Here is a 13821-nt window from a genome sequence, read left to right on the forward strand (position 1 = left end):
CGTATGGGGGGGGGGCTTAATGCTCCCCTTGTTAGCACTATATACATAGTGTCCCTCTCCCCCCAGTATGGGGGGGGGGGGAAGAAAACTACTCAGCTAGTCAATGAATACCACCGGTTTAATCAAATCTGCTGGTTTCTTATCCATCAGCAGAAATGCCTCCTCTATTGCGTCAAAGCCGTTAAAGCGGTGTGTAATCAGTTTTGTGGTATCAATCCTGCCATGAGCAAGTAGCGCAAGTAGCCTTGATATGCGCAATCCGCCACCCGGACAAAAACCACCCCGCACATCAATGTTAGCCATACCCAGCCCCCACGCCCATGTCGGGATACTGAAAGTCTCTGATATATCATAGTAGTTGACACTGGCTATAACCCCGCCCGCCTTTACCATTAACATGGCGTCTCTCAACGTCTCTGCATTGCCGCCTGCTATTATTACCTTATCTACACTGCCACCAGCTATATCTTTGACCTGTTTTACTATATCGCCATCTTTGTAGTTCACAATATCAGTTGCACCATATTCTTTAGCAATCTTAACGCAATTAGGACGCGTGCCGATAGCAATTAACTGCCCCGCTCCGCGTAGAGCCGCTCCCGCCACAGCCATAAGCCCTACTGGACCTATCCCGACAACTACAACTTTATGACCAAAACCAACTTCCGCCAGCTCTACCCCGTGAAACCCAGTACTCATCATATCAACAGTCATCAAAGCTGCCTCTGGCTTCACATTATCAGGCAGTTTCACAAGATTTGCATCAGCCATATTCACGTGAAAATATTCTGCAAAAACGCCATCTTTAGCCGATAAGAACTTAAAACTGCCAAGTGGCGCATTATCGTGCGAATTATACCTGCCATCCTGAACCCCTTCGCCAAACCAGTCGGGCGTGGTGCAAGGGACAACCACCTTATCCCCCGCCTTAAACTTCGTTACTAGTTTGCCAACCTCAACCACTACGCCGATAGCCTCGTGTCCAAGTATTACGTTGTTCTTGTCGCCAGAGCCACCGTGCATAAAGTGCGTGTCAGATGAACATGGGGCAACTAACGTTGGACGCACTATGGCATCTAACTCGCCCGCTACAGGTTTCGGCTTTTCAAGCCAACCCGGATTGCCAATAGAAATAACGCCATAACCTTTCATACTTATTTCTCCTAATTATTCATAGTTATTTAGACTTCAATCTCATATTAAAATAGTATAGTCTGCCATTTAACGCAAATTTTCTATAATATTTCGTCTGGTAGTGTTCCACTATCTCATTGATATAGGGCACACGAACACCGCCCTGCTCAAGCACACTCTCAAGGGTGCTGACCGCAGCAAAATTCTCCACAAGCTCCATAGCGTAGTCCTCATGGTCAGTAGCAACTATAATGCTACCGCCATCGGCAAGGTGCATAGCCAGTAGCTCTAAAAACCAACTCTTCAATAGCCGCCGTTTATGATGACGCTGCTTAGGCCAAGGGTCGGGAAAGTTTATATAAAACGTTCCAACGCTCCCCTCTGGCAATAAGCGCACAAACAACTCTGCATCAAATTGCACTAGACGAATATTGTCATGAGAGATTTTCTTGCAACGTGCAACTGCTTTCACAAATATCGGACGGAACGCTTCTATCCCCAACCAATTAAAGCTGGTATCCCTACATGCATTATATGCCACAAACTCGCCATTGCCTATGCCTATCTCTACAAGCAACGGATTGCTATTATTAAAGATTTCTGCGGGGTTGAGCGGAGCAAAAGTCTTTCCTTCGCCTACTTGCTCCCATATCGGCTGTGCATCTACATATAAATTATCTATAAAGTTCAGCTTTATAGGCACACCGCCAGCCACCACAGCACCATCGTAGCGCACACCCCCCTGATAATATGGGCGAAAGATAACATCAGCCATTGTTTTTTCTAAAACGCGGGTGAAAGCGGGTTAACGTATCGCGCTTTTTGTCATCGCTTACGTGCGTGTAGATTTCCGTAGTGCCTATACTCTCATGTCCTAAAAATAGCTGTATAGTTCGTAAATCAGCCCCGCCACTCAGCAGGTGCGTAGCAAATGAATGCCTGAGCGTGTGCGGTGAAACGTGTTTCGTAATACCTAGCTGTTGGCAATAGCCCTTTACCATCTCCCACACATACTGACGTGTTAGCTGCTCGCCACGTTTATTGAGGAACAAAAAGCCCCTATCGCTCCCCTTGACAAAATCACGCTGGCGGATAGGCAGCCAATTTAGCAATTTATCTCGCAGCTTCTCATAAACCGGTGTCAAGCGTTCCTTTGAGCCTTTGCCGAACACCTTGACTAGCCCACGTTTGAAGTCCACATCGGCTATCTTTACCGACAACACCTCGCTCACACGCATTCCACTGGCGTAAAGCGTTTCTAAAATTAAGCTATCTCTATATCCAGAATCTGAGGCTGGGTCTGGTGCTGCGAGCAATTTGTCCACCTCATCGTAATTTAGATAGCTAGGTAGTTTCCCCCATTTTTTGGGTTTAGTAATATATTCTATCGGGTTTTTAGTAATGTATTTTTCTATTATAAAATAGTCGTATAGCTGCCCCAGCCCCGCAAGTCGCCTTAAAACAGTCTCTATAGAGCTACCCTTTGCCCGCAGTGCACTCATATAGCCAATAACATCCTCAACGGTAGCAGCTACTAAATCTTTACTGCCTAAAAACATCTGCCAATCGGTCGCATCCTGCCTATATGCATCAATGCTATTAACAGCAAGCCCCTGTTCATGCACCAGCTGTCCGCAAAATGCATCAATATAGCCGCTAGTGCTCATTTTGCTCCACCCAGCCCCGCAAAACGTCCTCCTGCAAGCTATACATCTCATTAGCTTGAATAGTCAGCTCATTACCCTCACTGTCCTCATGGTCATAGCCTGATAGGTGAAGAAAGCCATGTATGAATAGGAACGCAACCTCACGTGATAGCGAGATTTCACGCTCTTGCGCCTGTCTAGCCGCAGTATCAAGCGATATGACTATATCGCCGAACAAAATCTCGTCGTTCATCGGGAATGACAGCACATCGGTAGGTGCATCTACCTTGCGATAACTAGCATTCAAGAACCGTATCTGCTCATCATCCGTGAGCCAGACAGACAGCTCCTGTTCGTCATCTATTTTAATATGCTTAGATATGCAGGAAACTAATCCCGCAAAACAAGTTTCGTCAAATGGCGAGCGGGCATCATCTCTAATGAGGATGCGCACCACTAGCCCTCATCTAGGGTTCTTGACACCAGCACCTGTTGCACGTCTCTATTGAGAGCCGCAAGTTCGGGGTGCTTTATTAGGTAGTTGATAGCGTCCTTTGTGTTAATAATCTCGCCGGGCACGTAGAGTGCCTTATAGATTTCACGGATAAGTGCTAAATCTTGCGCCGTATCCACGCACAGACGTAGGTCAGGGGTGCGATATATAGGCTCGGCATTGTATTCTAACACCTTAAAGATTTCAGGGTGTCTATAAATATAAGGGGTTACATGCTCACGAGAAATATCGTCTTGCCCATCTACAAACGCTCGCTCCAATGCCTCTCTGCTAAAGACCTCAACATTTAAGCCGTGTATAAGCCCCTTGCTAGGTGGTGCATCTACGTAATCGCAATCGTTGTCCTTGAAGTAGTTCACAAGTTCATCAACAAACACGGGGTCAACCAGCGGACAATCTCCCGTGACGCGCACTATAATATCAGCCTCTGTCCTGCTAGCTGCCTCGTAATACCTCAACAGCACATTATTTTCACTACCGCTTACCATCCTGACGCCTTCAAAGGCACATAATAACCTAATAGGGTTATTTTCTGGATTTTTAGAGGTCGCCAAATAGATGCCGTTCAACGTGCTACTACGGGAAAGCCTGTCAATGATATGCCATAACATTGGCTTACCGACAACGTCTTCTAGCCCCTTCATTACCTTACCCGGCAGACGCGCCGAACCCATTCTTGCCTGAATAATAGCTACGGTTCGCATATCAATATCCCCTCGTTGTTTGTGCCCCCCTAATTTATAAGCTGATTAAGGGGTAAAGTCAAACGTTTTTTGCAATCCCTGCCCTTGACAATATTCTGCCAGTGCAGTATGATTATTTATGCAACTAAATACGGGGACATACTATTCACCCTTGTCTCTGCCATTTTTATAACACTGGTCTATCGCCCCTGCGTTTTACTATTTGCGTTCCCACCGCTAGCAAGATACAGCCAACCCCTATAACATCGGTCAACAGGTGCGGGTCTATCAACAATAGCCCGCCCGCCACTGCCGCTAGCCGCTCAAGTGGCGACATACGCGTAAGCATATAGCCCTCTAAGCCTGCTGCAAGACTAGTCATACCTATAAATGAAGTGAGCGCAATTTGCACTACCTGCCCCGCTGATGCATCAATTAAAAGCATCGCAGGGTTCATAACAAACATATATGGCATTAAAAACGCCGCTATCGCTAGCCTAGTAGCAGTTATAGCGGTTTTGATAGGGTTGCATTTGGCTATAGCCGCCCCTGCATACGCCGCAAGCGCAACAGGCGGGGTAATATCAGCCACTATGCCGAAGTAAAATACAAACATATGCGCCGCTAACAGCGGTATGCCCATCTGCACCACAATGGGTGCTGTGATAGTCGCCATTATTACATAGTTCGCCGTAGTGGGGATGCCCATGCCTAGCACTATACAAGCAATCATTGTCAGAAAGAGTGCCAAAAGCAGATTATTATGCGATAGCGACACCAGCGAGTTTATGAGCAATTGCCCCACGCCCGTGAGCGTTACCGTGCCTACGATAGTGCCTGCAACTGCACAAGCTATCGCTATCCCAACAGTATTGCGGGTAGCATTTGTAACGGCTTCAATAAAAGTCGTCTTAGTAAGACGCGTTGATTTACGCAACGAACTCACAACAATAGTCGCTAAAACGGCTAAACACGCTGAATATGACGGCGTTCTGCCAGCCCCCATCAAATAAACCAGAACTAAAACTGGTATGAACAGATAGCCGTGTCGTATAAGCAACAGATGCAATTTAGGCAGACTCTCTCTCGGTAGCCCTTTCAACCCCAATTTTTTAGATTCAAAGTGAACCATCATAAATATGCCAGCAAAGTAAAGCACCGCAGGCAAAGTCGCCGCTAGAGCAATGGTAGCATAAGGTATATTAGTAATCTCAGCCATTAAAAACGCTGCTGCCCCCATAATAGGTGGCATTATCTGCCCGCCAGTAGAGGCGGCAGCCTCAACAGCCGCTGCGAACTCAGGCTTATAGTTCATCTTCTTCATTATCGGTATAGTGACACTACCGCTACAAACAGTATTGGCAACTGAACTGCCCGAATACATACCCTCAAAAGCACTTGAAATAATAGCAACCTTAGCAGGACCGCCTGAGGCAAACCCTGCAACAGAATTAGCTAAATCTATAAAAAACTTTGCTACGCCACTCTTTTCAAGGAAAGATGCTAACAGGATAAACAACACTATGAACGTAGAACAGACCCCTATCGGCGTGCCAATAATGCCATCGGTCGTGTAAAATAGATGATGGATTACACGTCTAACGGAAAAACCATCATAGAAAGCGTAGAATACAAACGCACCAGCAACAACCAATATCGGAATGCCTACTACCCGCCTGCAAAGTTCTACTAGGATAAGCCCGCCCACTACACCGCACCATACATCAAAGCGCGTAAGCATTGTTGAACGCTCAATCAACCCCTCAAAATCAACAACAAAATGGAAAAATGCGGCACAGCCTAAAAGCCCCAGCACAATATCATACCAAGGGATATAATTCACCCTGCCTGAATTGCCAAGCTTTCTAGGATACATAATGAACCCTAGTAGCACCATTAGCCCTACAAATGACGAGCGGCGCACCTGCTCATTAGGCGTAGCAATTAGCGTCATCCACAGCACATACATCATAAATGCAAATAAAAGAGCCTTGACAAGCTTGTCATATACGCCTGTGAATATACGGACATTGGACTCTCTGTCAAACTGAGCCAGTAACTCTTGTTCTGTCGGTATGCGTTCGGTGTCCATTGCAATCTCCTATCTTACAAATATTGAAATATGTGCGTTCCTGCCACACAAATCCCTTAAACTAATATTCTGTCCACCTATATATAAAATATGGTCAGAAACAGTTCCAACGATATAATTTAGTCTCTTAAATGAGTTCTTGAATCCTATAATCGTCATCGTGCCGTCTTTGTTATACCTAAGCTCTTCCCCCTCGTTAAGCTCCGTTTGCATACCAGCACCGTAGCTGGTAAATGTAGTGGCTATGGGGTATAGTTTGCACCCGCGCACCTGAAACGTATCACGCACTGGGCTTCGGTGGACGGAATGAATAAACTCTACAGAAAATTCCATGCCATCGCTGTAAGCCCAATGTGCATATTCTTCGCCTGTATCAGCATTAGTCAACACCAGCCTGCTGGGAGTAATACTAATAATAGAAATAAAAGCAACAAGACACAGGGTGAGTGCTACTATAACACCCACCCTGCTGGTCTTGCTAGACATTATTTAATGCCTTTTTCCTTAAAATACTTCTCTGCGCCAGGGTGGAACGGAACATCAAGCCCCTGCTTAGCAGTGTTTATATTTAGTTCTGCTCCCTTAGCATGAGCTTTTGCTATTACGGCTTTATTATCAAAGATAGCCTTAGTTATAGCATAAACTTCATCAACAGACAGCTTAGGGCTAACAAATAACGTAGCCTGTATAGCAACCGTCTTTACAGGAGAGCTTAACCCCTTATAAGTGCCTTGCGGGACAGAAAACTGTGTGTAGAATGGATAACTCTTTATTAAAGCCTTTGCGTGAGCGTCATCTATGTTTAATATAGTAACGTTGTTGCTGGTCATTAGGTCTGTTATAGCGGGTGTAGGAACGCCTGCGCTAAAGAAAAATGCATCTAGCTTATTGTCCTTGATAGCATCGGCAGATGGACCAACGCCTAGATTTTGTTTCTTAATATCAGCAAACTTCACGCCATAAGCACCAAGTATCTGTTCAGCATTAAACTCTGTGCCACTACCTGCATCGCCCACAGAAACCCTCTTGCCTTTCAAATCAGCAACGCTCTTAATGCCAGCATCGCCGCGAACGACTATTTGGCAAACCTCTGGGTATAGCGTAGCAACAACTTGAAAGCCAGTGAGCTTTTGACCCTTGAACAGGTTAGTGCCACGATAAGCATAGCTCAATACGTCATTTTGAGACACTGCAAGCTCAACTTCCCCTTCGTTCACTAGCAACACGTTGGCTTTAGATGCACCAGTGGTTTGAACGGTGACTGATTTTTTAGTCTTCTCTTGAATCAAACCGCCAAGCACTGTGCCATAAGCATAGTAGGTGCCCGTAGCACCGCCAGTAGCAAACCTATACTTGTCAGCAGCCAATACGCTCGCACAAAAACACACAATAAGTGCGATAGATAACAAAATCTTTCTCATTTAGAAGCCTCCTTAATATTGATATGTTTCATTTTACATACAAAATGCATAAAAAACAAGATAAAGATTGCGAAATGAACCTTAAAAAATTAGTTGCTCTTTCTCCCTTTGCTTTCATATTTTTTTATGTTATATTAAGAATTTATACACTAAAAAGAGGCGTTAAGATGAAATTATGGACTACAAGGACACATTAAATCTGCCTAAAACTGATTTTCCTATGAAAGCGGGGCTTGCCGAGCAAGAGCCTAAGCGCATAGCACGTTGGGAGCGTGACAAACTATATGAGAAGCTTATAGCTAGCCGCAAGGGAGCTAAAAAGAGCTATGTGTTACATGATGGTCCACCGTATGCTAACGGCAATATTCACATCGGCACTGCACTAAATAAGATTCTTAAAGACTTTGTAGTTAAGACTAAGCTGGGTGCGGGCTACTATAGCCCTTATGTGCCGGGTTGGGATTGCCACGGGCTACCGATAGAGCATAAGGTTGACCTTGACTTAGGCGCAAAGAAAGCCACAACGAGCAAATCTGATATACGCAAGCTTTGTCGCGAATACGCTATGCACTGGCTAGACGTGCAGCGGACTAGTTTCAAGCGGTTGGGCGTTCACGGCGACTGGGAAAACCCATATCGCACTATGGCATTTGATTACGAGGCTACCACATTAAGAGAGCTTTACAGGGTATTCAAGAATGGCAGTTTGTATAAGGGTGTGAAACCTGTCCACTGGTGTCCGTCTTGTGTGACGGCACTTGCTGAGGCAGAAGTGGAATACGCCGACCACACTTCAACATCAGTATATGTAAAGTTCCCGCTGACGAAAGAAACTCTGTCTAAACTAGGACTAGACAAGCCTGTAAGTGCAGTTATATGGACGACCACCCCGTGGACACTCCCTGCCAATATGGGGATATGCTTGAACCCTAGCGAGGACTACGCCGTGATGAGGATTGCTGAATCAGAGGGTGGCAATCTTCAAGCGGGCGAGCTGATATTAGTTGCCAAGAATATGACGGGCGAAGGTTCTAATCTGCCCAAAAATTTGTTAATAAAGTCGTGGTCTGAAGTAGTTGCTATCCCTGCGAAAAAGCTTGACAGGCTTACTGCTCAGCATCCGTTCTACCACGATAAAACTTCGCTTTTAATGTTAGGCGAACACGTTTTAATGACAGACGGCACGGGGCTAGTTCACACTGCGCCCGGTCACGGGCATGACGACTTTCTTATCGGGCAACAATACGGGCTGGAGACATTCAACCCCGTTGACGACTACGGGCACTATAAGAAAGACCTACCATTATTTGCCAGTGAGGACATATACGCCGCACAGGTTAAGATTATAGAGCTTATGCGCACCAACGGCACGTTGATTGCATCAGAAAAGCTATCGCACTCATACCCGCACTGCTGGCGGTGTAAGAAACCTGTAATATTTCGCGCTACGTCTCAGTGGTTCATATCAATGGAGACAACGGGCATCCGCAAAAAGACATTGAACGCTATAGAAAACGAGGTGCGCTGGATACCGACTTGGGGGCAGAATCGCATACATGGTATGATAGAGAGTCGCCCCGACTGGTGCGTATCGCGTCAACGTGCGTGGGGGGTGCCGATTGCACTATTCACTTGCCGCGATTGCGAGAAAGTCATATTTAATGATGATATAGAGAAAAAAGTGCTGGATTCATTCCTGCATACTGGTGCAGATGCGTGGTTTGAGCACGATGCTGAGTATTATCTAGGCAAGGGCACTAAATGTCCGCACTGCGGTAGCACAGATATTAGAAAAGAGAGTGATATACTAGACGTTTGGTTTGACTCTGGCACGAGCCATGCCGCCGTGCTAGAACTGCGCCCAGAGCTGAAAGACGTAAAGAATATAATGTATTTAGAGGGCACAGACCAGCACAGGGGCTGGTTTCACAGCTCCATACTGGAGTCAATCGCTACGCGCGACAGAGCACCATATACTGAGGTGTTGACGCACGGCTTTGTGCTGGATAAAGAGAGACGCAAGATGAGCAAATCTGCGGGCAACTTTTTAGCACCTGAAGAACTTGTCAAAACCTACGGAGCGGAAGTTCTGCGTCTATGGGTGTCCTGTGCTGACTACGCCGATGATATAAGCATATCGCGTGATATAATGAGCCGTTTGGTGGACTCATACCGCAAGGTGCGCAACACTAGCCGTTATCTGCTAGGTGGACTTTATGACTTCAACCCTGATAAAGATTTGTTGCCGTTTGACAAGATGTTAGAGCTTGATAGATTTATATTATTGCGCTGGCAGGACACACTTGCGAAGATTCGTAAAGGATATGAGGATTACCAGTTCCACGTGTTCTATCATACGTTTATGAACTTCTGCATTAACGACCTATCGGCACTATACCTTGATATTATCAAGGACAGGCTTTATTCTTACGCTCCAGCGTCTCGTGAACGCCGCAGTGCGCAAAGTGCGATGTTTATATTGTGCAAGGAGATGGCGGTGTTAATGGCACCTGTGCTGTCATTCACGGCAGACGAGATATGGGAGTATCTTCCTAACTGGCAGGGCAAGTGCGAGTTTGTCTTTGAGGATGTGTTTGCCGATGTTGACAGGTTCAGCGATGATAAGCTGATGGCTCAGATAGATAAAATGTTGACAATCCGCAAGGCTGTGAATAAGGCGTTAGAACTATCACGTGCCGACAAGGTTATCGGTCATCCGCTAGATGCCGCTGTGTTAATAGGTGTTAAAAAAGAGGCAGCAGTTGATGCGCCTGATGAGGGGCTTTCGCGGTTTTTGATAGTTTCTAAGGCAGAAATGGTTGATTTTGAAGCTGTCAAAGACGGTATATTGAACGATGAGGGAACTATTTTTGTAAAGGTTAGCCCCCACGATGCGCCTAAGTGTGCACGATGTTGGACGCGCAGTGAGAGTGTCGGCAAGAACAAGGCGCATGAAGATTTATGCGAAAGATGTATAGACGTTCTTAGTCAAATATAGGAGAGGTTTTTATGAAAGTTCGTAAGGTTGTGATTATTGGTGCGGGGCATGTTGGCTCGCATGTAGGGTTTGCTCTAGGATTATCAGGGCTTGTGTCGGACATTGTGTTCATTGACACCGATGAGAAGAAGGCAACGGCTCAGGCACTTGAGCTGGAGGATGCGTCATCGTATTTCACCACACGTGTGCGGGCGAAAGCTGGCACTTATGAAGATTTGCGCGATACAGATATTATGTTTGTAGCAGCTGGACCATTGCCTGATATAGCTAATTCATTTGACAGGCAAGATTCAATAGGTGCTACCGTGCAGGTGCTAAAAGATGTGTTGCCACAAGTCAAGAAAGTGGGCTATAACGGCATAATCGTCAGCATATCTAACCCTGCTGACGTGATAGCACACTACATACAAAAGACGTTGGACTACCCCGCGCACAAACTGCTATCAACCAGCACTACGCTGGACTCAGCACGGCTGAAGAGGGTGCTGGCTAATGAACTTGGGCTAGACCCGCGCTCTGTGCAAGCATACGTTATGGGCGAGCACGGCGAAAGCCAAATAGTAGCGTGGTCTAGTGCGAAGGTCGCAGGACTACCTTTGTTAGAGTTGTTGGACAAGCGCAAAATATCACGTGATAAACTAGCTGATATAGCTGCTCAAGCGAAGGGTGGCGGCTGGACGGTGCTAATCGGCAAAGGTTCTACAGAGTTCGGCATTGCAATGGCGGCAACTGAGGTTGCTCGTGCGATATTTAATGACGAGCATAAAGTGTTACCAGTTGCAACGCTGTTAAATGGCGAGTATGGGCAGAAAGATGTCTATGCTAGCGTGCCAGCGGTTGTTTGCGCCACTGGTGTGAAAGAGGTAATAGAAGTGCCATTATCTACAGAGGAAAAGGCTGCATTTGACAAGTCTTGCGATTTAATGAGAGCAAGCTACGAAAGAGCGAGGAAGCTGTAAAAATCAACCTCCCCCTCACGGGGGAGGTTATTTATTTACACTGTATTCCTCTACCTGCATTATACACGGCTAGGTCGGTTGCGCTTATTGGTGTCTGTGTGCTATTTTCTATGCAGATGCCACTGATAGCTCTGCCGTCTTTGAATGTCAGCTTAGCGAACACGATGCCCGCTTTATTGTAGAAGACACTGACGCCATCTCTCTTATCAGCTACAAATATTGTTACCTGTTCTAGCTGTTTAGTGTCAGATTCATAGTAGCTCCTAGAGGTGCCATCTCGTTTCCCTTTTTTGTATGGGATTTCAGCCCTGACTTTACCGCTCTGGTAGTATTGGATTTCAATCCCCTCTTGTTCATCATCTTTATATGGAGCAGTCCATTTTACACTGCCATTCTCGTAGTAATATTTGGAAATCCCTTGCCTATTGCCACCAACATAAGGTGTTTCACGCTGTAGCTTGCCACTCTCATAGTAGTTGCGTTCAAGTCCATTCTCTTTATCGCCTCTGAATGGAGTTTCCCACTTGAGGACGCCGCTTTCGTAGTATCCGCGTATGACACCATCACGTTTATCGTCCTTTACCTCTACGTGGCGTTGCAACTTGCCACTCTCATAGTAGTCTTTTACATATCCATTACGTACACCGCCCGCATACATAACCTCTTGTTTCAATCTGCCACTCTCATAGTAGTTGCGTTCAAGTCCTTCTTCCTTATCAGCCTTGAATGGGGTCGTCCAGCGAAGTCTGCCACTCTCGTAATATCCTTGAACTACACCCTCACGTTTGCCATGTCTTTGAGGCATAGTTCTTTTCAAAACACCGCTCTCAAAGTAGTCAAATCTAGTGCCTTCGCAATATCCGTCAATGAAATTAGCTTCCCATTCTATCGTCCCATAGTTAAACTCTTTAACTACGACGCCCGTGATAGGCAGATTTTGCCTATCATACCACCTATTTTCATCTTTAACATATAGGGCTTCGCTACCCGCCTTATATCTAGGCAACGATGCAGGAAAACCACTGCCGTTTGACGCACACGACACCGCGAATATGCAAAGCATAAACAATAAAATTAGCTTTTTCATGAGACACCCTGTTGCAATTATTTAAGGTTCAAGCCTAGTTTAGAGAGAATTTCTAAGCTCCTTTCACGGGGTGTTTTATATCACATCATAAACACCAAGTCAAATGTTTTTGCTCAATACAAATATTTCTTTACAATCCCGTTGTAATAGAGTTTTAATGTTTCACCCGAATAACCTAATAAATTTATTAAAAAAGTTGTTGCAATTGGCAAAAAAATAAGTTACACTACCCCCTGTTGCTCTCTAACTTGAGTAGATGGAAACAAACCTAACGTGTATGTCCCTATGGCATAACGAATTGTGTGGGAGAGTTTCCGACAAAAAATGTTGAATCCGTTGAATAAGTGTGCAGAAAAGCATCAATGGTTTTGCAGTTTTACTGCATTTAGGGCTTGACACTTGGCAAAAGTGTTGATAGTATTGCTGTCCGCGCCTATGTTTTTAGTGTGCGTCCGACAGAAAATAGTGTTTATTAGTGGGAGGTGTCCGTTGCCGACGCTGAATCAGTTAGTTAGACATGGCAGGCTTGCGCTTACGAAGAAGACTAAGTCGCCAGCATTGCAATCAAACCCGCAGAGGAGAGGCGTGTGTGTGCGCGTTTATACTACCACTCCTAAGAAGCCGAACTCAGCTTTACGCAAGGTTGCCCGTGTGCGCCTTACTAATGGCATTGAAATTACGGCATATATACCGGGGGTAGGTCATAACCTGCAGGAGCACTCAGTTGTGCTTGTGCGTGGTGGCAGAACGAAAGACTTGCCCGGTGTTCGTTATAAAATAGTTCGTGGCGCAAATGACGCCGACGGGGTGAAGGACAGGAAGAAGTCCCGCTCCAAATACGGCGCAAAGCGCGCTAAATAGGGGTATCGTATGGCACGTAGAAGGATTGCTGAAAAAAGAAAGGTCATCCCAGACCCAATTTATAAGGATGAATTGATAACTAAGTTTATCAATAGCCTTATGTATTCTGGCAAGAAGAGCACTGCGGAGGGTATATTCTACCACTCGTTAGATTTGATAAAGGAGCGTGGTGGCGAGGATGGAGCGGAGCTTTTCCATAAAGCGTTGGCTAATGTCCGCCCCGATTTGGAGGTTAAGTCTCGCCGTGTTGGTGGCGCAACCTACCAAGTGCCTACTGAGGTGCGTCCTGCTAGGCAGCAGGCGTTATCTATCAGGTGGCTTATAGCTGCAGCCCGTGCTCGTAAGGAGCGCACTATGACTGAACGTCTTGCAGGCGAAATTATGGACGCCTCTGGTGGCAAAGGCGGTGCTATGAAGAAACGTGAG

General features: G+C 45.9%; 13 protein-coding genes. 4 read left to right on the forward strand and 9 right to left on the reverse strand.

Features of this window, described 5'->3' with window-relative positions:
* Positions 1-96: 96 nt before the first annotated feature.
* From AC1MDJ_RS02775 to AC1MDJ_RS02810, 8 genes are all read right to left on the reverse strand, one after another.
* Complete coding sequence (locus AC1MDJ_RS02775; protein ID WP_479689433.1) at positions 97-1152, reverse strand: zinc-binding dehydrogenase; 1056 nt, start codon at positions 1150-1152, stop codon at positions 97-99.
* A gap of 25 nt (positions 1153-1177) precedes the next feature.
* Entirely contained in the window at positions 1178-1909 is a 732-nt protein-coding gene (gene trmB, locus AC1MDJ_RS02780; protein ID WP_479689434.1) for a tRNA (guanosine(46)-N7)-methyltransferase TrmB, read from the reverse strand.
* The gene (locus AC1MDJ_RS02785) at positions 1902-2801 is read right to left on the reverse strand and encodes a tyrosine recombinase (protein ID WP_479689435.1); all 900 of its coding nucleotides are present in this window, start codon (positions 2799-2801) and stop codon (positions 1902-1904) included. Before AC1MDJ_RS02785 ends, trmB begins: the two co-directional genes overlap by 8 nt.
* A complete protein-coding gene (gene ybeY / locus AC1MDJ_RS02790) occupies positions 2791-3237 on the reverse strand; it encodes an rRNA maturation RNase YbeY (protein WP_479689436.1) in 447 nt (148 codons plus the stop codon). The genes AC1MDJ_RS02785 and ybeY overlap by 11 nt, the downstream gene beginning before the upstream one ends.
* The gene (locus AC1MDJ_RS02795; RefSeq protein ID WP_479689437.1) at positions 3237-3998 is read right to left on the reverse strand and encodes a cytidylyltransferase domain-containing protein; all 762 of its coding nucleotides are present in this window, start codon (positions 3996-3998) and stop codon (positions 3237-3239) included. Before AC1MDJ_RS02795 ends, ybeY begins: the two co-directional genes overlap by 1 nt.
* Before the next feature lie 166 nt (positions 3999-4164).
* On the reverse strand, positions 4165-6069 hold the full coding sequence (locus AC1MDJ_RS02800) for a TRAP transporter permease (protein ID WP_479689438.1): 1905 nt from the start codon (positions 6067-6069) through the stop codon (positions 4165-4167).
* 9 nt (positions 6070-6078) lie between these two features.
* Complete coding sequence (locus tag AC1MDJ_RS02805; RefSeq protein WP_479689439.1) at positions 6079-6555, reverse strand: DUF1850 domain-containing protein; 477 nt, start codon at positions 6553-6555, stop codon at positions 6079-6081.
* Positions 6555-7490, reverse strand: a complete 936-nt coding sequence (locus AC1MDJ_RS02810; RefSeq protein WP_479689440.1) for a TAXI family TRAP transporter solute-binding subunit — start codon at positions 7488-7490, stop codon at positions 6555-6557. The genes AC1MDJ_RS02805 and AC1MDJ_RS02810 overlap by 1 nt, the downstream gene beginning before the upstream one ends.
* Before the next feature lie 175 nt (positions 7491-7665).
* On the opposite strand from AC1MDJ_RS02810, the gene ileS reads away from it, so the two are divergent.
* Positions 7666-10488 carry an isoleucine--tRNA ligase gene (ileS, locus tag AC1MDJ_RS02815; protein WP_479689441.1) on the forward strand — a complete coding sequence of 941 codons (2823 nt, stop codon included), beginning with the start codon at positions 7666-7668 and terminating at the stop codon, positions 10486-10488.
* An 11-nt stretch (positions 10489-10499) separates the two neighbouring features.
* Positions 10500-11447 (forward strand): L-lactate dehydrogenase, encoded by a 948-nt coding sequence (locus AC1MDJ_RS02820; protein ID WP_479689442.1) that lies wholly within the window; start codon positions 10500-10502, stop codon positions 11445-11447.
* A gap of 31 nt (positions 11448-11478) precedes the next feature.
* Here the strand turns inward: AC1MDJ_RS02820 and AC1MDJ_RS02825 are convergent, their stop codons facing one another.
* Entirely contained in the window at positions 11479-12534 is a 1056-nt protein-coding gene (locus tag AC1MDJ_RS02825) for a toxin-antitoxin system YwqK family antitoxin (protein WP_479689443.1), read from the reverse strand.
* 489 nt (positions 12535-13023) lie between these two features.
* Here AC1MDJ_RS02825 and rpsL point away from each other — a divergent pair, with 489 nt between their 5' ends.
* On the forward strand, positions 13024-13395 hold the full coding sequence (rpsL, locus tag AC1MDJ_RS02830) for a 30S ribosomal protein S12 (protein ID WP_479689444.1): 372 nt from the start codon (positions 13024-13026) through the stop codon (positions 13393-13395).
* 9 nt (positions 13396-13404) lie between these two features.
* Positions 13405-13821, forward strand: a 417-nt coding sequence (gene rpsG, locus AC1MDJ_RS02835; RefSeq protein WP_479689445.1) for a 30S ribosomal protein S7, incomplete at its 3' end; no start/stop codon positions are given.

The sequence above is a fragment of the Candidatus Termitispirillum reticulitermitis genome (assembly GCF_054655775.1).